The sequence below is a fragment of the Amycolatopsis sp. NPDC058986 genome, from assembly GCF_042741125.1.
Taxonomy (GTDB): domain Bacteria; phylum Actinomycetota; class Actinomycetes; order Mycobacteriales; family Pseudonocardiaceae; genus Amycolatopsis.
Genome location: NZ_JBHYJW010000102.1, coordinates 1 through 18,484, shown reverse-complemented (window position 1 = coordinate 18,484; position 18,484 = coordinate 1). Strand labels below are relative to the sequence as shown.

The 18,484-nt window shown below is 69.2% G+C and carries 17 protein-coding genes; 7 read left to right on the top strand and 10 right to left on the bottom strand.

The window, feature by feature from the left end; translation table 11 throughout:
* The first annotated feature begins 151 nt into the window (after positions 1 to 151).
* The 3 genes from ACFW0G_RS43910 to smc all read left to right on the top strand — a co-directional run bounded on the left by ACFW0G_RS43910 (position 152) and on the right by smc (position 5,139).
* Positions 152 to 676: a hypothetical protein gene (locus ACFW0G_RS43910; RefSeq protein WP_378331510.1), complete on the top strand. Its 525-nt coding sequence runs from the start codon at positions 152 to 154 to the stop codon at positions 674 to 676.
* A gap of 273 nt (positions 677 to 949) precedes the next feature.
* The gene (locus tag ACFW0G_RS43905) at positions 950 to 1,228 is read left to right on the top strand and encodes an acylphosphatase (protein ID WP_378331509.1); all 279 of its coding nucleotides are present in this window, start codon (positions 950 to 952) and stop codon (positions 1,226 to 1,228) included.
* A gap of 308 nt (positions 1,229 to 1,536) precedes the next feature.
* The gene (smc, locus tag ACFW0G_RS43900; protein ID WP_378331508.1) at positions 1,537 to 5,139 is read left to right on the top strand and encodes a chromosome segregation protein SMC; all 3,603 of its coding nucleotides are present in this window, start codon (positions 1,537 to 1,539) and stop codon (positions 5,137 to 5,139) included.
* Between the two features lie 438 nt (positions 5,140 to 5,577).
* Here smc and ACFW0G_RS43895 read toward each other — a convergent pair whose 3' ends face one another.
* Together ACFW0G_RS43895 and ACFW0G_RS43890 are read right to left on the bottom strand one after the other, a co-directional pair.
* The gene (locus ACFW0G_RS43895; protein ID WP_378331507.1) at positions 5,578 to 7,146 is read right to left on the bottom strand and encodes a sodium:solute symporter; all 1,569 of its coding nucleotides are present in this window, start codon (positions 7,144 to 7,146) and stop codon (positions 5,578 to 5,580) included.
* A 9-nt stretch (positions 7,147 to 7,155) separates the two neighbouring features.
* Positions 7,156 to 8,376 (bottom strand): anhydro-N-acetylmuramic acid kinase, encoded by a 1,221-nt coding sequence (locus ACFW0G_RS43890; RefSeq protein ID WP_378331506.1) that lies wholly within the window; start codon positions 8,374 to 8,376, stop codon positions 7,156 to 7,158.
* A 132-nt stretch (positions 8,377 to 8,508) separates the two neighbouring features.
* On the opposite strand from ACFW0G_RS43890, the gene ftsY reads away from it, so the two are divergent.
* A complete protein-coding gene (gene ftsY / locus ACFW0G_RS43885; RefSeq protein WP_378331505.1) occupies positions 8,509 to 9,852 on the top strand; it encodes a signal recognition particle-docking protein FtsY in 1,344 nt (447 codons plus the stop codon).
* 1 nt (position 9,853) lies between these two features.
* Here the strand turns inward: ftsY and ACFW0G_RS43880 are convergent, their stop codons facing one another.
* Complete coding sequence (locus tag ACFW0G_RS43880; RefSeq protein WP_378331504.1) at positions 9,854 to 10,717, bottom strand: hypothetical protein; 864 nt, start codon at positions 10,715 to 10,717, stop codon at positions 9,854 to 9,856.
* A 208-nt stretch (positions 10,718 to 10,925) separates the two neighbouring features.
* On the opposite strand from ACFW0G_RS43880, the gene ACFW0G_RS43875 reads away from it, so the two are divergent.
* A complete protein-coding gene (locus ACFW0G_RS43875) occupies positions 10,926 to 11,441 on the top strand; it encodes a GNAT family N-acetyltransferase (RefSeq protein WP_378331503.1) in 516 nt (171 codons plus the stop codon).
* Here ACFW0G_RS43875 and ACFW0G_RS43870 read toward each other — a convergent pair whose 3' ends face one another.
* From ACFW0G_RS43870 to ACFW0G_RS43860, 3 genes are all read right to left on the bottom strand, one after another.
* Positions 11,442 to 11,750 carry a hypothetical protein gene (locus ACFW0G_RS43870; RefSeq protein WP_378331502.1) on the bottom strand — a complete coding sequence of 103 codons (309 nt, stop codon included), beginning with the start codon at positions 11,748 to 11,750 and terminating at the stop codon, positions 11,442 to 11,444. It abuts the gene before it with no gap.
* Positions 11,751 to 11,914: 164 nt separating this feature from the next.
* Positions 11,915 to 12,118: a DUF397 domain-containing protein gene (locus ACFW0G_RS43865; RefSeq protein ID WP_378331501.1), complete on the bottom strand. Its 204-nt coding sequence runs from the start codon at positions 12,116 to 12,118 to the stop codon at positions 11,915 to 11,917.
* Between the two features lie 18 nt (positions 12,119 to 12,136).
* The gene (locus tag ACFW0G_RS43860) at positions 12,137 to 12,985 is read right to left on the bottom strand and encodes a helix-turn-helix domain-containing protein (RefSeq protein WP_378331500.1); all 849 of its coding nucleotides are present in this window, start codon (positions 12,983 to 12,985) and stop codon (positions 12,137 to 12,139) included.
* A gap of 120 nt (positions 12,986 to 13,105) precedes the next feature.
* Here ACFW0G_RS43860 and ACFW0G_RS43855 point away from each other — a divergent pair, with 120 nt between their 5' ends.
* Positions 13,106 to 13,324, top strand: a complete 219-nt coding sequence (locus ACFW0G_RS43855) for a hypothetical protein (RefSeq protein WP_378331499.1) — start codon at positions 13,106 to 13,108, stop codon at positions 13,322 to 13,324.
* A 61-nt stretch (positions 13,325 to 13,385) separates the two neighbouring features.
* Here ACFW0G_RS43855 and ACFW0G_RS43850 read toward each other — a convergent pair whose 3' ends face one another.
* From ACFW0G_RS43850 to ACFW0G_RS43835, 4 genes are all read right to left on the bottom strand, one after another.
* On the bottom strand, positions 13,386 to 14,573 hold the full coding sequence (locus ACFW0G_RS43850; RefSeq protein WP_378331498.1) for a methyltransferase domain-containing protein: 1,188 nt from the start codon (positions 14,571 to 14,573) through the stop codon (positions 13,386 to 13,388).
* Positions 14,570 to 15,562, bottom strand: coding sequence for an MvdC/MvdD family ATP grasp protein (locus ACFW0G_RS43845; protein ID WP_378331497.1), 993 nt, complete (start codon positions 15,560 to 15,562; stop codon positions 14,570 to 14,572). The genes ACFW0G_RS43850 and ACFW0G_RS43845 overlap by 4 nt, the downstream gene beginning before the upstream one ends.
* 4 nt (positions 15,563 to 15,566) lie before the next feature.
* Positions 15,567 to 15,824, bottom strand: a complete 258-nt coding sequence (locus tag ACFW0G_RS43840) for a hypothetical protein (protein ID WP_378331496.1) — start codon at positions 15,822 to 15,824, stop codon at positions 15,567 to 15,569.
* Positions 15,825 to 15,992: 168 nt separating this feature from the next.
* The gene (locus tag ACFW0G_RS43835; protein WP_378331495.1) at positions 15,993 to 16,751 is read right to left on the bottom strand and encodes an IclR family transcriptional regulator; all 759 of its coding nucleotides are present in this window, start codon (positions 16,749 to 16,751) and stop codon (positions 15,993 to 15,995) included.
* Positions 16,752 to 16,856: 105 nt separating this feature from the next.
* On the opposite strand from ACFW0G_RS43835, the gene aceB reads away from it, so the two are divergent.
* Positions 16,857 to 18,431, top strand: a complete 1,575-nt coding sequence (gene aceB, locus ACFW0G_RS43830; RefSeq protein WP_378331494.1) for a malate synthase A — start codon at positions 16,857 to 16,859, stop codon at positions 18,429 to 18,431.
* Positions 18,432 to 18,484: the final 53 nt, after the last annotated feature.

The window sequence follows — 18,484 nt, the reverse complement described above, 5'->3', positions numbered from 1 at the left end:
CACCCACCCGCCCCGGCGTGCGGCCACCGTTTTCGTGTCCCGCCCCCCCCTGTGGCCGTTCGCCCCCCCGCCGGCGCCCCCCCCGCCTGTAAGGTGGCCTTAACGGCACTTCGGGGGTCAGCGGTGGGTCGGCGTGGTGTCCACTGTGGACGTGTCGGTAGCGGTGGGCGAGCCCGCGGTGCTGGAGCTGCCGCTCGGCTTGCTCGACGGCGGCGTCGGCGTCGAACTCGGCGGGGTGCTGGGGCTGCCCGACGTCGGGCCGGTCGTGGTCGGGTTGCTCGAACTCGGCGGTTCGTCGCTCCGGCTGGTCGGCGTTCCGCCGCCCGGCGTCGTGTGGCCCGGGTTGCCCGGTTGCGGCTGGCCCGGCTGGGGTTGTCCGGGCTGCGGCGGGGCGGGCGGGACGACGACCGTCGTGGTCTCGTGGCCGTCCGCGCCACGGGAAACCACGGTGGTGGGGGCGCTGGACGACGACGAGCTGCCGGGCACCGGTTCCCCGGTGACGGTCATCGGCGCGCCCGGCACGGGCGAACCGGACACGACCTGGATGCCGGCGGGCGAGGTGCCCTGGCCGGGGCCGCCGGTACCGCCGGCGGTCGTGGTGCCGGAACCGGCGAACTGCGCGACCGCGGCGAACGCGGTCGCGACCACCAGGCCACTGACGCCCAGGACGACGTAGCCGGTGCGGCCGGCAAGCCCATTCGCTCCGGCCGGTGGGGCGACGGAGACGCGTGAGCTCGGATCAGACCCGTCGGGGCGGGACATACAGGCTCCTCGGGACGCTGGGGACGTACGGACTCTCGGGAAGAACAAAGCAATTGGCGGGCCCGGGCACCAGACCCGGAAGGCGGGACCCGGCGGGGAGGTTATCACCGCCGATGCCCGGTTCGGGGTGGAGACGAACGAGGACGCTCACCGTCCGGAGTCGCGGCGATGGGGAAGGATGGCCCTCGTGAGTGCAGACGTCAGGCTGACAGCGTGGGTGCACGGACGCGTACAGGGTGTCGGTTTCCGCTGGTGGACCCGGAGCCGCGCGCTCGAGCTCGGACTCGCCGGAAGTGCGCGGAATCTCCCGGACGGGCGTGTCGAGGTGGTAGCGGAGGGTGTTCGGGACCACTGTGAGCGGCTTTTGGCCGCACTGCGGTCCGGGGAATCACCCGGAAGTGTGGACCACGTCGTCGAGCGGTGGTCGGAGGCGAAAGGCGGCCTCACCGGCTTCGTCGAGCGCTAGCAAAGGTCCCTTGCTCTCCCGGCCCGTGATCAGCCCGCGACCTCGCGTGATCCAGTGGCGACTTCGTGTGATTGAACGGAGATCTCGCGTGATTGGGCGAGATCTCCGCTCAATCACGCGAGATCTCCGGCTGGGCACGCGAGATCTCCGGGCGGGACTGTTACGGGTGGGACGGAGGGGGTTGCTGTGGTGACCGGGGTTGTGCTAGGGCGCGCCGGAGGGGGCCGGGTCCCACGGGAGCCGGAGGCCGCCAGGTAACCTGGCCGGATCGAACAGCCAGTTTCCCGCGGCCGGAGGGTCGGCACCCAGTGCACCTGAAAAGCTTGACGCTCAAGGGCTTCAAGTCCTTCGCCTCGGCCACCACGCTGCGCTTCGAGCCGGGCATCACCTGCGTGGTGGGCCCCAACGGCTCGGGCAAGTCGAACGTGCTCGACGCGCTGCGCTGGGTGATGGGCACGCAGGGCGCCAAGGACCTGCGCGGCGGCAAGATGGAGGACGTCATCTTCGCCGGGACCGCGGGCCGCGCGCCGCTGGGCCGCGCCGAGGTCACGCTCACCATCGACAACACCGACGGCGCGCTGCCCATCGAGTACACCGAGGTCTCGATCACGCGCCGGATGTTCCGCGACGGCGCCAGCGAGTACGAGATCAACGGCGACCGCTGCCGCCTGATGGACGTCCAGGAACTCCTCTCCGACTCCGGTATCGGCCGCGAGATGCACGTCATCGTCGGGCAGGGCCAGCTGTCGGCCATCCTGGAGTCCAAGCCCGAGGAGCGCCGCGCCTTCATCGAAGAGGCCGCCGGCGTCCTCAAGCACCGCAAGCGCAAGGAACAGACCCTGCGCAAGCTCGCGAACATGCAGGGCAACCTCGACCGCCTCGGCGACCTCACCACCGAGCTGCGCCGCCAGCTCAAGCCGCTGGGCAAGCAGGCCGAGATCGCCCGCCGCGCGCAGGCCGTGCAGTCCGAGCTGCGGGACGCGCGGCTGCGGCTGCTCGCCCACGACCTGGTCACCCAGCGCGACGCCATCGCCAGGGAAGAGGCCGACGAGCGCGTCGCGCGCCAGCGTCGCGGCGAGGTCGAGCAGGCGCTGGAAGTCGTCGCCGCCGAGGAGACCGAGCTGGAGTCCTCGCTCGCCGAGGACGCGCCGAAGCTGACCGCCGCGCAGGAGAACTGGTACAAGCTGTCCGCGCTGGCCGAGCGGCTGCGCGGCACCGTCCGGCTCGCCGTCGAGCGGCAGCGGCACCTGTCGGCCGACGTCGAGGCGCAGACCGGCGGCCGTGACCCCGAGGAACTGCTCGAAGAGGCCGAACGCGTCGCCGAGCAGGAGCAGGAGCTGAACGAGGCCGTCATGGAGGCCCGTGAGCTGCTGGCGGAGACCGTCCTGCGGCGCGAGGACCTCGAACAGCGGGTCCAGGCCGCCGAACGTGCGCACTGGGCCGCCGTCCGCGCGATCGCCGACCGCCGCGAGGGGCTGGCGAAGCTCACCGGCCAGGTCGAGGCGTTGCGCAGCAAGAACGGCGCCACCTCCGACGAGATCGACCGGCTCACCGTGTCGCTCGACGAGGCCGCCGAGCGCGCCGAGATCGCCCGCGAGGAACTCGAAGAGGCCAAGGCCGAAGGTGGCGTCGAGGAATCCGACGACGCCGATCTGCAGCAGCGGCACGACTACGCGGTCGAGGCGAACAACGCCGCCAAGGCCCGCGTCGAGGAACTGGTCAAGGCCGAACGCGCCACCGAGCGCGAGATCGCCTCCGAGAAGGCTCGGGTCGACGCGCTGTCGATGGGGCTCAAGCGCAAGGACGGCGCGGGCGCGCTGCTCGGCGCCTCGCACGAGCTGCCCGGTCTGCTCGGTTCGGTCGCGGCGCTGCTGACGGTCGAGCCCGGCCACGAGGTCGCGCTGGCCGCCGCGCTGGGCCCAGTGGCCGACGCGGTCGCCGTCGCCGGGGGAGAAGAAGCCCTCGCCGCGCTGAAGTACTTGAAGGACAACGACTCCGGCCGTGCCGGGCTGGTGCTCGGCGCCCCTGAGTCCACTGTGGACACGGCGGGCTGGCCGTATCTCCCCGAGGGCGCCCGCTGGGCCCGCGAGGTCGTCACCGCCCCGCCGCAGCTGCGTCCCGCGGTCGAGCAGGCGCTGGAAAAGGTCGCGCTGGTCGCCACGCTCGACGCGGCGCGGAGCCTGGTCGCGGCGCATCCGGACGTCCGCGCTGTCACCGCCGATGGCGACGTCTTCGGCGCACGCTGGGCGGCCGGTGGTGGCACGCGCGCCGAGAGCGTCATCGAGGTGCAGGCCGCCGTCGACGAGGCGGCGGAACGCCTGAAGGCCGCCGAGGAGACGCTGGAGCGCACCGCCGCCGCGCTGGAAGGCGCCCGCGCCGAGCAGCAGGCGCGCCGCGAAGAGGTCGGCCAGGCCAAGGACGCGCTGGGCGAGGCCAAGGTGCGCAAGGCCCGCTCGTCGGAGCGGCTCAACCGGCTGCAGCAGGCGGCCCGGGTCACCGAGGCCGAGGTCGAACGGCTGCGCGCGCAGCGGACAAAGGTCGAGCAGAGCCGCGAGCAGGCGCTGGAACAGCTGGCCGAGCTGGAGGAGCGCCTCGCCGCGGTCTCCGACCAGCCCGTCGTCGAGGACCCGGACACCGCCGAGCGTGACGAGGCCGCCGAGCAGCTCACCGCCGTCCGGCAGGAGGAGATGGAGGCGCGGCTCGCGCTGCGTACCTCCGAGGAACGTGCCCGCGGCATCGCGGGCAAGGCGGAATCCCTGCGCCGCGCGGCTTTCGCCGAGCAGCAGGCCCGCGAGCGCGCCGCGAAGGCGAAGGCGGCCCGGCAGCGCGGCGCCGAGATCGCGAACGCCGTCGTCAACGCCGGGGAGATCGCGCTGGAGCGCATCGAACACTCCGTGCAGCGCGCGGCGGCCGAACGCGACGAGGCACAGGCGCAGCGGCAGACCCGCGAGACCGCGCTGACCGCCGTCCGCGGCAAGGTCCGCGAGCTGTCCGGCGAACTGGAGAAGCTGACCGACGCCGTGCACCGCGACGAGGTCCTCCGCGCCGAGCAGCGGCTGCGGCTCGAACAGCTGGAAGGCAAGATCGCCGACGACTTCGGGATCGGCCTGACGGATCTGGTCGCCGAGTACGGCCCGGACGTCCCGGTGCCGCCGAGTGCCGGCGAGGTCGCCGAGTACGAGGCGGCGAAGGAACGCGGCGAGGACGTCACCCCGCCGCCCCCGATGCCGTTCGACCGCGACACCCAGGCCCGCCGCGCCAAGCGCGCGGAGAAGGACCTTTCCTTGCTGGGCAAGGTGAATCCGCTGGCGCTGGAGGAGTTCGCGGCGCTGGAGGAGCGCTACAAGTTCCTCTCCACGCAGCTGGAGGACCTCAAGGACACCCGCAAGGATCTCGAAGAGGTCATCAAGCAGGTCGACGAGAAGATCCTCGAGGTCTTCGCCTCCGCCTACGCCGACGTCGCGCGCGAGTTCGAGACGGTGTTCGGCGTGCTGTTCCCCGGCGGCGAGGGCCGGATGGTGCTCACCGAGCCGGACGACCTGCTCTCCACCGGCGTCGACGTCGAGGCCCGGCCGCCGGGCAAGAAGGTCAAGCGGCTGTCGCTGCTTTCGGGTGGCGAGAAGTCGCTCGTCGCGGTCGGCATGCTGGTGGCGATCTTCCGCGCCCGGCCTTCGCCGTTCTACGTGATGGACGAGGTCGAGGCCGCGCTGGACGACACCAACATGCGGCGGCTGATCGGCCTGCTGGAGCAGCTGCGCGACTCGTCGCAGCTGATCATCATCACGCACCAGAAGCCGACCATGGAGATCGCCGACGCGCTCTACGGCGTCAGCATGCAGGGCGACGGCATCACCAAGGTCATCTCGCAGCGCCTGCGCGTCTCCGAAGAGGAACCCGTCCCCGCGAGCTGACGGCTTCAAACGCCCGAATGTGGCATTGGGTGCGTTGGACGCACCGAATGCCGCATTGGGGTTTCTCGGTAGGTGCGGGGGTGCGGTTTTGCTGGTGGGTGCTTTCTCGGGGGCTTGGTGGTGTGGTGAAGGGGTCCTTCGCGGCGTTGAGCGCCGGTAAGGAGGCCTTCACGGCATGCGGTGGGGTTCGGGGTGTGTGTCGTGAACGCTCCGTTCGGGACGTTGATCGTCGGCAACGGAGCGTTCGCGACATCGGGCGAATGGTGTCGGCGAGCGCGCGGTAAGTCCGAGGGACGCCCTGGGTGCATCCACCGCACCCAGGGACGCCCTTGTCGCACCTCAGGCCAGTGCACCGAAGGCGTCCTCCAGCACCTCCGGCAGCACACACGGCCCCAGAACCCTTAGCGAGAAAACCTCATTGGGGCGCTCGACCACGAGCTAGGCCGCCACCTCTTCCTTCGGCGGCTCGGTGTCGAGGGTGTTCGGGTCGGGGGTGCGGTGGCGTAGTGCCATCAGGCCGCCGACGACCAGCGTGATCACCACGCCCAGCAGCGTGTACCAGAACGTCGCGAGTGCGACGAGCGACTTCGTGTTGGCGCCGAACTGGATGTGGATCGCCGCGGTGGCCTTGTCGAACTTGACGAACAGGATGATGAACGCCATCCCGAGCACCGACGCCGCGAAGGCGACGATCGCGTCGGCCTGCCTGGCCCGTTTGATCAGCAGGCCGAGGAAGAACGAGCCGAGCAGCGCGCCGTAGGTGTAGCCGACGATGCCGAGGCCCTGCTGGATCACCGGGTCCTTGGAGTCGGTGAACAGCGAGGCGAACGCGGCGAACACGACCGCCCAGATGAGTGTCCACATACGACCGTGCCGGAGCAGCTTCGAGTCCTCGACGTTCCGCTTCGTGAAGCGCTGGTAGAGATCCGCGATGGTGGACGTCGAGAGCGCGTTGAGCGCCGAAGCGAGCGCGCCCATGGTGGACGCGAGGATGCCCGCGATGAGCAGCCCGGCCAGACCGACCGGCAGATCGTTCACGATGAAGTTCGGGAACACGTCGTCCGGCGCGCCCTTGCCCGCTGCGATGTTCACCGCCGTGGCGCCGGTCTTCCCGCCGGTGTAGACCCACAGCATCGCGCCCACCACGAGGAACAGCCCGAACTGGATGAACACCACGATCGACGAGCCGATCAGCGCGCGCTGGCTGTCGCGCAGGTTCCGGCAGGAGAGCAACCTGCCGACGATGAGCTGGTCGGCGCCGTGCGAGGCCATGGACAGGAACGCGCCGCCGATCACCGCGCACAGGAACGCGTACGGCTGGGTGAGCAGGTTCGAGGTGAAGTCGGTGAACTTGAACCGGCCCTGGTCCGCCGCGATGGTGGTCCAGCCGTCGGGCAGCTTCGTGGCCAGGAAGATGATCGCGCCGATCGCGCCGAGGATGTAGAGCGACCACTGGATGACGTCGACCCAGATCACCGACTTGATCCCGCCGACGAACGCGTACACCACGGTCAGCGCGGTCAGCAGCACGACGATGTGCCAGTACGCGGTGTGGATGCCGTAGTGGTCGAGGATCACCTTGATCGGGATCGCCCCGGCGAACAGCCGCAGGCCCTCCGCGAGCAGCCGGGTGACCACGAACGTCACCGACGCCGTGCCCTGCAGGCCCCGGCCGAACCGCTTGCCGAGGAACTCGTACGCGCTGACGTAGTTGCCCTTGAAGTACTTCGGCAGCAACACGAACGCGGCGATGGTGCGGCCGACGATGTAGCCGAACGCGACCTGCAGGAACAGGAACGCGCTGCCGAAGACGAGGCCGGGCGTGGAGATCACGGTCAGCGTGGACGTCTCGGTCGCCACCACCGAGAGCGTCACCGCCCACCACGGCATGCTGCGTTCACCGACGAAGTAGTCGTTGGCGGACTTCTGTCTCCGGCCCACCAGGACGCCGATGATCGGCATCGCGGCCAGATAGGCGACCACGATCGCCAGGTCGACGGGATTCATGGATTCTCCCTACCGTTGTGCGGCCTTCTCCGCTACCCGCATCCGGGTTACGGCGCCCCCCAGTGGGGCGGGAAGGTTCAGGGGGCCGGCGCCCGGCGTCAGCGCGCCGAGCAGCCGGGGGCCGCGCGCGCCGGTCGCGGACGGGACGCTGGCGGGCACGCCGCACCAGCCGAGCCAGCCCAGCAGCGCGGTCAGGTAGGCCTCCTTGCCCGCGCCGGGCAGGCCGAGGTCGTCGCTCGTCTTCAGGCCCGTCCCGGGCAGATTCCTGGCCAGCGCGGCCATCAGCGCCGGGTTGGCCGCGCCGCCGCCGGACACGATCACCGCGCCGACCCGGTGCCGCCGGCATTCCGCGGCGACGGTGGTAGCGGTGAACTCGGTGAGGGTCGCGAGGAGGTCCTCGGCGGACAGCGGCAGCAGGCCGGTCAGCGCGGCGTCGAGGTAGCCGGCGTGGAAGTACTCCTTGCCGGTGGATTTCGGTGGTGGCGCGGCGAAGTACGGGTCGGCGAGCAGCCGCGCGAGCAGCTCCGCGTGTACCGAGCCGCGCAGCGCGAAGCGGCCGTCGACGTCGCTGCTCTGGGCGCCGCCGGTGACCCGCGTCGCCGCGACGTCGAGCAGCGCGTTGGCCGGTCCGGTGTCGTAGGCGAGCACCTGACCGCCGGTGCGGACGACGGTGATGTTCGCGATCCCGCCCAGGTTGAGCGCGGCGACGGGACGGCCGGTCTCCTCGGCGAGCCCGGCCAGCCACAGCGCGTCGAGCGTGCTGGCCAGCGGTGCCCCTTGCCCGCCCGCCGCGATGTCGCGTACACGGAGGTCGGCGATCACCGGCAGTCCGGTGCGCTCGGCGATCCACGCGGGCTGCCCGAGCTGGAGCGTGCCGCGGGCCGTGCCGTTCTCGACCCAGTGGAAGACGGTCTGGCCGAGTGAGGCGATCAGATCGGTGTAGCCGCCGGCGAGTTCGCGGACACCACGGGCGGCCGCCTCGGCGAAGGCCTGGCCGACCTGCGTGTCGAGGCGGGTGAGCTGTTCGGCGCTGCACGGGTTCGGCGGCAGCGCGCCGAGCAGGCCCGCGCGGACGGGTTCGGGATAGGGGACGTCGAGCTCCCCGAGTGGGGTGAGCACCACGGTGCCGCCCTCGGCGTGGAGGTCGGCCGCCGCGACGTCGATGCCGTCGACCGAGGTGCCGGAGATCAGTCCGATCACGCGCAGTCCGTGGCTCGAGTGGGAGGTCATCCGAGTGGTCTAGTCCAGGTGAGCGAGGTGACGCAAGACATACGGTGAAGACTTCGCCTAATCGGAAAGCGCATTGTTGTCCATTGGCCGCGCATGGGGTGTGTCCGGTGGCCCCCGGGCGTGGATGCGAGGATGACGCACGTGGAAACCCCCTGGTTCTGGATCGTCGTCGTCGCTGTCGTCGTGCTGGTCGCCATCCTGGTCACCGGCCTGCTCATCGCGCGCAAGCGACGTATCAGCCTGGACGCCGCCCGCGACGCGGAACTCGAGCGGAAGCCGCGCGGTGGTGGCTATACCGCGAGCGGCGGGATCGCGCTGGCGCCGGGAGGAACGGCCGAGGCCGGGGAAAAGACCGCGGAAAAGGCCGAGGAGAAGCCGGAACCCGCTGCGCACCCGGTCGAGGACCGGCCCGAGGTCGACGGCCAGCCTGGGGTCGGGGACGACGCCGCGGTGCCCCGGGATTCGGACCAGCGCACGATGCGCGACGTCAAGCTCCCCGAGCCGGAGACGACCGAACCGGAGGTGGCTCCCCGGGAGGAGATCGCCCCGGCGTCCGGCAGGCTGGAGCGGCTGCGGGGGCGGCTGGCGAAGTCCCGCTCGATGTTCGGGCAGAGCCTGCTCGGCCTGCTCGGCGCCGGTGACCTGGACGAGGACTCCTGGCAGGACGTGGAGGACACGCTGCTGGTGGCGGACCTCGGCGCGGCGACCACGACCCACATCGTCGAGCGGCTGCGTGACGAGCTGGCCCGGCGCACCGTCCGGACCTCGGACGAGGCGCGGGCGGTGCTGCACGAGGTGCTCACCGCCGAGCTGTCCACCGACGGGCATCGCGCGGTGCGGGCGCTCCCGCACACCGTCGACGGTGCCAAGCAGCCGGCGGTCGTGCTGGTCGCGGGCGTGAACGGCACCGGGAAGACGACCACCACCGGCAAGCTCGCGCGGGTGCTGGTCGCGCAGGGCAGCAGTGTCGTGCTGGGCGCGGCGGACACGTTCCGCGCGGCGGCGGCCGATCAGCTCCAGACGTGGGCCGAGCGGGTCGGCGCGGAGGTCGTGCGTGGCAAGGAGGGCGCGGACCCGGCGGCGGTCGCGTTCGACGCGGTCAAGCGCGGGATCGACGCCGGTGTCGACGCGGTGCTCGTCGACACCGCCGGGCGGCTGCACACCAAGACCGGCCTGATGGACGAGCTGGGCAAGGTCAAGCGCGTCGTGGAGAAGCAGGCGAAGGTCGACGAGGTGCTGCTGGTGCTCGACGCGACCACCGGGCAGAACGGCCTCGCGCAGGCGCGGGTCTTCGCCGAGGTCATCGACGTCACCGGCATCGTGCTGACGAAGCTCGACGGCACGGCCAAGGGCGGCATCGTCTTCCAGGTGCAGCGCGAACTCGGCGTGCCGGTGAAGCTCGTCGGCCTCGGTGAGGGCCCGGACGACCTGGCCCCGTTCGAGCCCGGCGCCTTCGTGGACGCGCTGCTCGGCTGAGCTACGGCAGGACGATGCGTTCCCCGGTCCGGTAGTCCCGGATATCGGTCCCGGCGAGTACCTGGGCGCGGTGGATCGAACACAGCCGGTCCCGCATGGCGAGAAAGGTGCACTGCGTGGTGCCGACGAACGCGCGCGCACGGCATTTGGCCTTGATCCCATTCGACGAGAACTTGCCCGCGGTGGGAAATTTCTTGATGCCAGTGAACAACGGTGGGGTGTTCGCGGGCGGCGTATAGCGGTTCTTGATCCGGGGCCAGCCCTCGAACTGCTGGGCCGGCGTGGGAGGAATCGGGGGCATGGCGACAGCCTCGGCCGGTGGCTCCGGTGGCAGGTGGAAGACCTCGCCGCCGTCGGATTTCTTCAGTCCGAGCTTCTTGACCAGCTTCTCGGTCGGATGCTGGGTGCCTATGGTGATCTTCGCGGTGTGGTTGTCGGCCACGTACGGCTGAGCCCACCCGACACCTCGCAGGGTCGGCATCGCCCCGCGCTTCCCGGGGAGGTCGATGATCAGCGCGGTGACGAAGTAGTGGTCGCGGGGCAGTGTCACGTGGGCGGTGTCGCCGAGCACCATCGGGAACGTCGTGCCGGTCGTGGTGTCGTTGAACTTCTGGAAGGTCAGGATGATCGGTTTCCGGCCCTGCGCCAGGAGATGATGCCGGACGGCGAAGTCGACGTCGCTGGTTCCCTGCGCTCCGGCGACGGTGAGGTCGTGGCGCCGTACCGGCGGCGGAGCGGCGAACGGCGCCGGTGCTGGCGCGGCGATCCGTGGCCCGTCCACGACCCGATCGAAGATCCGGTCGAAACCTTTCTCCGCGAGGCGCTGCGCCAGCCAGATCAACGCGCCGACCAGAATGGGATCCATCAGGCGCCTCCCCTCGTCCCGCGGGAAGTCTAAGGCGCGTTTTCCGGGGACAGTATCGAATACGCCCGGATGGACGCTTCCGGAAACAGGGTGACGAATTCCCCGGCTATCGGGCACAATTCCGTCATGCCCGGTTGAGTCCGTTCCGCTCGTGCCCCTCCGTTCCGGTGTGCCACCGCGCCCCGCACACCGAACCGAGAGGACGATCATGACCACTTTGCACGGAGCGCTGGTGCGCCTGCGCCCGCTCACCACCGCGGACCGCTCCCGTGTCCGCGAAATCCTTGCCACGCCTGAGGTCTCCCGCTGGTGGGGCGATCCCGACCGCGAGGCCGACGACCTCGTCGACGAGGACGACGAGGACATCACCGTCTACGCCATCGAGTTCGGCGGCGAGACGGTCGGTGTCATCCAGAGCGTCGAGGACAACGACCTGCAGTACCGGCAGGCGGGCATCGACATCGCGGTGCACGCGGACTGGCACGGCCGCGGGATCGGCAGCGACGCCATCCGCACGCTCGCGGGGCACCTGTTCGCCAGCGGCCACCACCGGCTCACCATCGACCCGTCCGCCGCCAACGAGACCGCGATCCGCGTCTATCGCGGGCTCGGGTTCCGGCCGGTCGGCATCCTGCGTCAGTACGAACTCGGGACGGACGGCGTCTACCACGACGGCCTGCTGATGGACCTGCTCGTCGGCGAGCTGACGGAACGCGCGGTGTGACTAGTCCGCGGGGCGCTGGTCGATGACGCTCTGCAGCAGGACGGTGATCTGGTTCATGCCCAGATTGACCTTGGTGAACCCCTCGTCCACCTTGCGCTCGAGCCTGTCTAAGCGCTGGCCTTGTTCGAGCTGCGTTTCGCGGATGGCGTTCAGCAGGCTGGTGTGTCCGTTGAGGGTTTCCCGAAACTCGGCGACGTCGCGGGCTGCCGCGTTGGCGAGCACATGGGCGGCGGTGGAGTCCTGCCGGAGCTGCGCCATTTGCCGCTCCAGCGAGTCCATGCGTGCTTCGAGTTCTTCGAGGCTGGCCACGGTCGTCAGCCTAACGGACACGTCGGCGGACTCAGCTCCGGCGGGTACGCGATTGATTACGCGCGGTTATTCGCTCAGTGACCAGTCGGCTGACTTCCGGCCAGGCGACGCGTCCTTCATCGAGCTGGGTGACGACCGGCTCGCCGGAGTAGGCCGTCAAAGGGTTACGCCGGGTCGGCGGGGAGGTCGAAGACACCGAGTTTGTGGCCCTGTGTATGGGAATCCCATTCCGCGTGGGTGAAGGAGAGAGTGCCCGCGTCAGGGCGGAGTGAGTTGCGGACGAGGACCTCGTTCTCGGTGAGCAGGACTTCGACACAGCTGCTGCCGTTGTCGGAGTACTTGGTCCACACGTTCGGCTGCAGAGACATGGGCGGGGACTCGATTCGCTAGCGGGTGCTGAACTCCTCCAGCATATCGAGGCTTGTCAGTGGATCGAGAGCCTTGAGCCGGACGTCATCGAACTTCATAGTCGCTTCGGCAACCGCCGAATCGCGATCGAAGAACTGGTCTCCCAGTGTCGTGTCCACGCTGGCGATCTCGTCGATCTGGTCGTCGAACTTGTAGATGGTCACCGTGGCCCCGATGAGGTAGTGCTCACGGGTGTCGAGCGGCAGCACCTGCACGGTGACATTGGGACGTTCGCGGCAGAGCTGGGCGACGTGCTGGAGCTGGCGGCGCCGAACCTCTTTGCCGCCAACGTTTTTGTGCAAGGCTGCCTCGCCGATCACGGCCCACAGTTCAAGCGGCTGCTCGTCGCGGATCAGGGCGTCGGCAAGGCTCAGCCGGAACCGCAGCCGGGTCTCCAGTTCCTTGGTGACATGGCCGGTCGGGGCCATGATCGCGCGGGCGTAGTCCGCCGATTGCAGCACCCCGTGGAACACTTCGGGGCTGTAGTGGCGCATGCTCCTGGCCGCCTTGATCAGGTCGGCCGCGCGACGCTGATGCGGCTGGATGTCGGTGCCGCCGGTGACCCGGCCGACTTTCCGGTGCGCCTCCTTGTTGAGGGCCAGGAGGTCCGCGGTCTGGTCCTCCGGCATGCCGTAGAGCCGCAGCAGCGCGGTGAGATCGCCGTGGCTGATCTTGGTCCGGCCCTGCTCGATGTTGCCCATGGTCGTGACGGTGCAGCCGAGTGTCTCGGCGGCGGTTTCCCGGCTGACCTTCGCCTCCGTCCGCATGCGCTTGAGTGTCGCGCCGATCTGGATGCGCTCGGCGGTGCGGAGCTGGCCCTGTGCCATGACTTCACCCTTTCAGGTGCGAGACAAATTCCTGTACGCACCTTAGCCTAGTCGTCGCAGGTCGGAAACCTGCGAAGGCAAGCGTAGGCATCAGGCAGTTACCCGATAGAGGAGCACGGCATGTCACACAGCGGAGTCGAAGTCAGCGCCTGGGTCCGGATCGACAACTGCGGCATCGAGTACCGCCTGTGCGACGGCGCGGTCGAATTCTCACTCGGCGGGCGGATGGACGGGTTCCAGTTCGACGCCACCGAACGCGGTCTGGAGCAACTCGTCGAGACCGGCTCACAGGCGCTACGCGCCCTTCGCGCGGCCGGTCAGGACAGCCCCGGTCTCTGAAGGTCACCTTCAGGGACCTAGACGCCCTCATGGTGGCCTTCAGAGACTTACGCGTCGACGCTCACGAGCCGTTTGACGTCGCCCATCGCCGTCCGCTGTCAGGGTCGGCATGCCAGATGAGTTGCTCATCAGGGGTGATCGTGAGACCGAACTCGTGGCACGCGGGTTCCTTCAGTGCCGTCCAGTCTTCCCAAGCCATCTCGACGTTCTGCCACAGGGAGGTGGGGCCGGCCTCGCGAACCGGGCGCAGGCCGTCTTCACCAGGTTGGCGAGCGACTTCGCACCAGGAACCGTCCGGCGACGCCAGGTAGGTGACGGGTTCGCCGGCGTCGTTCATCCGGACGCTGCGGAACATGCCGGCCGGCAAGCTCAGCTGGGCCACGAACGCGAAACCTCCCTCCAGTGCGGCCGGATCCACCGCTGTGCTCCTGGTGGTGGGCCGGTCCGCGCTCGGCTCGGGGCGAGGAGCGCCCGTGACAGGGCCCGCGGCTGTGCGTCGTCGCATGAAGCAACCCCACCACGGCAGGAAACGGCCCTGGAGGGTCGGCCGCGCTGATTCCCGGTACAGGGCGGCCAGATTGCCGGCGCCGAGCGGCCCTTCGACGTGCGCGAGCACCATGCCGCCCGGGCGGAGTTCGTGAATCCACGGGGCCGGGACGGTGGGGACCGAGCAGGTGGCGATGATGCGGTCGAAGGGGCCAAGGTGCGCCAGGTCGGCGGCACCGTCGGCGGCTACCAGAGACGGGTGGTAGCCCAGCTGGTCCAGTCGCGCCCGCGCGGTGTCGACGAGGCCGGCGTCGATGTCCACGGAACATACCTGGCGGCTACCGAGCCGGTGAGCGAGCAGCGCGGCGTTGTACCCGGTGCCGGTGCCGATCTCGAGGATTCGCATTCCGGCGCTGACGTCGAGGAACTCCAGCATCCGGACCATCAGGTCGGGTTTTGTCGAACTGCTCACCGGGATCTGGACACCGCGGTCGGCGTAGGACGCCACGTCGGTTACCAGAGTGGTGGGCGAGTAGACCAGATCCAGCCATTGCCGGGTGCTCACGGTGTCGTGGGGTTCGTGCAGCACCCAACGCGACGGCCGGGCGCTGGTGTCTTGCAGGTAATACTTCGGCACGAACACGTGGCGAGGTACCGAAACCAGTGCTTCGTACCAGGCAGGTGAACGTAGGTCGCCGCGGTCTGTCAGATCCTGTGCGAGCTGTTGCGCGTGCGCCCGCCAGACGGGAGTCTCGACCCTCATCGTCCTGCTGTCCTCCCTCGTGCCAGCAGGGTGACCAGGCTTTCGGTGATCGGCACGCCCGCCTTGTTCTCAAGGAAGCCGTACTGCCCTCCGACATTGCATTCGAGCATGGTCACGACCTCGCGTTCGCCGGGTTCGTGTGCATCAGGTCCGAGAACCAGGTCGAACGCACCGTAGACGATGCCGAACTCGGCCATGAACATCCTCAGACCGGTGGCGACCGTTTCTGGTAATTCGATGACTTCGTAGGACAGCGCGGGAAAGTCCGAGCGCCAGTCGATGTGGGACGCGGCTGACCCGGCCGTGAGGGCGACAGCGTGGATCTTGCCGTCAACCACGACAGCACGGCATTCCCGCACTTTGGGGACCCAGTGTTGAAGGTGGGTAGCCGTTACGTCGACACCACGAAGATCCGCGAGATCATCGGATGTCAGCGGGTGGGTGTAGCCCATTTTGTACGTGCTGTCTTCGAAGATCAGGTTCGTGGTGAGCGGCTTGGCCACCAGTCCTGTCGACGAAGACCGCGCGAATCGGCGCACCGCGTCCGGTCTGTTGGTTATGAGCGTCGGGGGGATCCGTAAGCCGCAGCGTGCCGCGATGGCGTATTGCAACGGTTTGTACGCCGCAGTCGCGGCCAGATCGGGCCTGTTGACCCACAGCACGTTCGGCAGAGCCAGGAGAATGCCGGTCAAGCCGATCTTCGCTTCCCTGCGAGCGTAATCCGCTTCCACGGGCGTCATACCTTCAGGCATCCGGAAGAGCCCAGGGGACCGGACCCAGATGGACTTGATCGACGCGAGGTCGGCGGCGTGCTGGTCGGTGCGCAGGCAGCCTTGCCACGCCCCGTTGCGGAACTCGGCGTCCACCGTCAACTGCTGAGGAAACCAGGCCAGGTCGACGCGCATCACGTGCCTGCCGCGCTCGACCAGACCGGTGATGACGGCGTCCGCGGTGCGATCGAATTCCTGGGCGAGTACCAGGATCGTCACGCGGTCACTTCTGGGGTTTCGGGACGTCCGGGACTGTTTCCCAGTCGTAGTCCTTGGACGGTCCCTCATCGCCGTCCTTGTGGTTGACCGTGGTCCATTCGAGCTTGTTCAGCAGGGGCGCGGGCAGGCCAGTGGCGACATCGATCGAGACTTGCCGACGAGGGCAGTACCGGGTGGCAGCCGGCTGGCGGGGAACTCCGAGTTCGGTCAGCCATCGCAGCCCGAAGGGACGTGTCGACGGCGCTGACGGCGGCTCGCTCACGGCGGGCACCTCGAAACCCGATGGCGCGGTGGGAAACCGCTCGGAGACCGATACCAGCGGATCATCAGCGAAGCGCGAACCAGCCACGGCTGTCCCTCCCTGCCAAGGGTGCTCAAATCGAGCGTAACCGTGACTCCCGCGTAGAGCTATCACCGCAAAGAGGGCCGCTTAGGCGTCGGCTTCTTGGAGGTGCGCGCCCAGTGTCTTGGCGATGCGCTGGACGGCGGGTGCGATGTGCGCCACCGCGTCGGCGGTGAGCCGCCCGGACGGGCCGGACACCGAGACCGCGGCGGGCACCGGAGCGCCGGGGACGGCGACCGCGACACACCGGACGCCGAGTTCCTGCTCCGCCTCGTCGAGCGAGTAGCCCTGCTGCGCGATCTTCTCCAGTTCCCGCAGCAACGCGTCGGGCTCGGTGAACGTGTGCTCGGTGTAGGCGGGCATGCCGGTGCGGGAGAGCAGCGCCGTGACGTCCTCGGCGGGCAGCTGGGCCAGCATCGCCTTGCCGACACCGGTGCCGTGCGGCAGCAGCCGCCTGCCCACCTCGGTGAACATCCGCATCGAGTGCTTCGAAGGCACCTGCGAGACGTAGACGACCTCGTCGCGTTCGAGGACCGCGAGGTTCGCCGTCTCGCCGACCTCCTCGACCAGCTCGGCCAGCAGCGGCCGCGCCCAGGTGCCGAACTGCATGCTCGCGTTCTCGCCGAGCCGGATCAGGCGGGCGCCCAGCGCGTACCGCCGGTTGGTGTTCTGCCGGACGTAGCCGAGGTCGACCAGGGTGCGGATGAGCCGGTGGATGGTCGGCATCGGCAGCCCGGACAGCGTCGCGAGCTCGGACAGGCTCGCCTCACCGCCGGTGTCCGCGAGGTGTTCGAGCAGGTCGAACGCGCGTTGCAGGGACTGGACGCCGCCATCTTTCACTGCCACGGGTGGCTCTCCTAACGTTCACGTTGAGCTTCCGCTATGCAGAAACTATAGTCCGATATGTAAAAACCGTATGGACGTCTTTCTTCACGATCCGGGGTGTTTCGCATGTCTGAAGTCCAGGTGCTCGGTGATCCGGTCGAGCGTGGTGACGAGATCCTGACGCCGGACGCGCTCGCGTTCCTCGCGGGCCTGCACGACGCCTTCGCCGCGCGGCGCGACGAGCTGCTGCTGGCGCGGGGCAAGCGCCGCGAGGAGGCCAGGACCACCGGGAAGCTCGACTTCCTGCCCGAGACCAAGGCGATCCGCGAGGGCGACTGGCAGGTCGCCGGCGCGCCGCCCGCGCTGCGCGACCGGCGTGTCGAGATCACCGGCCCGACCGAGCGCAAGATGACGATCAACGCGCTGAACTCCGGCGCCAAGGTGTGGCTCGCCGACTTCGAGGACGCCAACACGCCGCACTGGGCGAACGTCGTCTCCGGCCAGGTCAACCTCGCCGACGCGATCCGCGGCACGATCAGCCTCGACTCGAACGGCAAGCACTACGAGCTGAAGTCCGATGTGGAGCACGCGACCATTGTGGTCCGTCCGCGTGGCTGGCACCTCGACGAGCGGGGTCTGTCCTTCGGCGGCCGTCAGGGTGTCGGCGCGCTCGTCGACTTCGGGCTGTACTTCTTCCACAACGCCGCCGAGCTGCTCAAGCGCGGCAAGGGCCCGTACTTCTACCTGCCGAAGATGGAAAGCCACCTCGAAGCGAGGCTGTGGAACGACGTGTTCACCCACGCCGAGAAGGCGCTGGGCATCGAGCACGGCACCGTCCGCGCGACCGTGCTGATCGAGACCATCCCGGCCGCGTTCGAGATGGAGGAGATCCTCTACGAACTGCGCGAGCACGCCTCCGGCCTCAACGCCGGCCGCTGGGACTACCTGTTCAGCGTGATCAAGTACTTCCGCGACGCCGGTGAGAAGTTCGTGCTGCCGGACCGCAACTCGGTCACCATGACCGCGCCGTTCATGCGTGCCTACACCGAGCTGCTGGTGCGCACCTGCCACAAGCGCGGCGCGTTCGCGATCGGCGGGATGGCCGCGTTCATCCCGAGCAAGGACCCGGCGGTCAACGAGGGCGCGTTCAAGAAGGTCCACGACGACAAGGCGCGCGAGGCGGGCGACGGCTTCGACGGCTCCTGGGTCGCGCACCCGGGCATGGTTTCGCTGTGCCGTGAGGAGTTCGACAACGTCCTCGGCGAGAAGCCGAACCAGCTCGACCGCACTCGCGACGAGGTCAGCGTGACCGCCGAGCAACTGCTCGACGTCGCGTCGACGCCCGGTGCCGCGACCGCCGCGGGCCTGCGTGCCGCGGTGGACGTCGGCATCCGCTACATCGCGTCCTGGCTCGGCGGGAACGGCGCCGCGGCCATCCACAACCTGATGGAGGACGCGGCGACCGCGGAGATCTCGCGTTCGCAGGTGTGGCAGTGGGTCAAGAACGGGACCACTTTGGACAGTGGCGACGTCGTGACCCGCGAGCTGGTGCGTGGTGTCGTGGCCGAGGTCCGCGGTGAGCTGACCGCGGAGATCAAGTCCGAGCTGCTCGACCCGGCGGTGGAGCTGTTCGAGCAGGTCGCGCTGGCCGACGAGTTCCCGGACTTCCTCACCCTGCCCGCCTACGAGCGGATCAAGTAGTGCCCGGACGTCTTCCCGAAGACGTCTACGCCGCCGCCGACGCGCGCCTGGCT

Excerpts from the sequence above, each read along its gene's own strand:
- ACFW0G_RS43895 (WP_378331507.1), bottom strand. The coding sequence starts at position 7,146 with ATGAATCCCGTCGACCTGGCGATCGTGGTCGCCTATCTGGCCGCGATG.
- ACFW0G_RS43890 (WP_378331506.1), bottom strand. The coding sequence starts at position 8,376 with ATGACCTCCCACTCGAGCCACGGACTGCGCGTGATCGGACTGATCTCC.
- ftsY (WP_378331505.1), top strand. The coding sequence starts at position 8,509 with ATGACGCACGTGGAAACCCCCTGGTTCTGGATCGTCGTCGTCGCTGTC.
- ACFW0G_RS43880 (WP_378331504.1), bottom strand. The coding sequence starts at position 10,717 with ATGGATCCCATTCTGGTCGGCGCGTTGATCTGGCTGGCGCAGCGCCTC.
- ACFW0G_RS43875 (WP_378331503.1), top strand. The coding sequence starts at position 10,926 with ATGACCACTTTGCACGGAGCGCTGGTGCGCCTGCGCCCGCTCACCACC.
- ACFW0G_RS43865 (WP_378331501.1), bottom strand. The coding sequence starts at position 12,118 with ATGTCTCTGCAGCCGAACGTGTGGACCAAGTACTCCGACAACGGCAGC.
- ACFW0G_RS43860 (WP_378331500.1), bottom strand. The coding sequence starts at position 12,985 with ATGGCACAGGGCCAGCTCCGCACCGCCGAGCGCATCCAGATCGGCGCG.
- ACFW0G_RS43855 (WP_378331499.1), top strand. The coding sequence starts at position 13,106 with ATGTCACACAGCGGAGTCGAAGTCAGCGCCTGGGTCCGGATCGACAAC.
- ACFW0G_RS43850 (WP_378331498.1), bottom strand. The coding sequence starts at position 14,573 with ATGAGGGTCGAGACTCCCGTCTGGCGGGCGCACGCGCAACAGCTCGCA.
- aceB (WP_378331494.1), top strand. The coding sequence starts at position 16,857 with ATGTCTGAAGTCCAGGTGCTCGGTGATCCGGTCGAGCGTGGTGACGAG.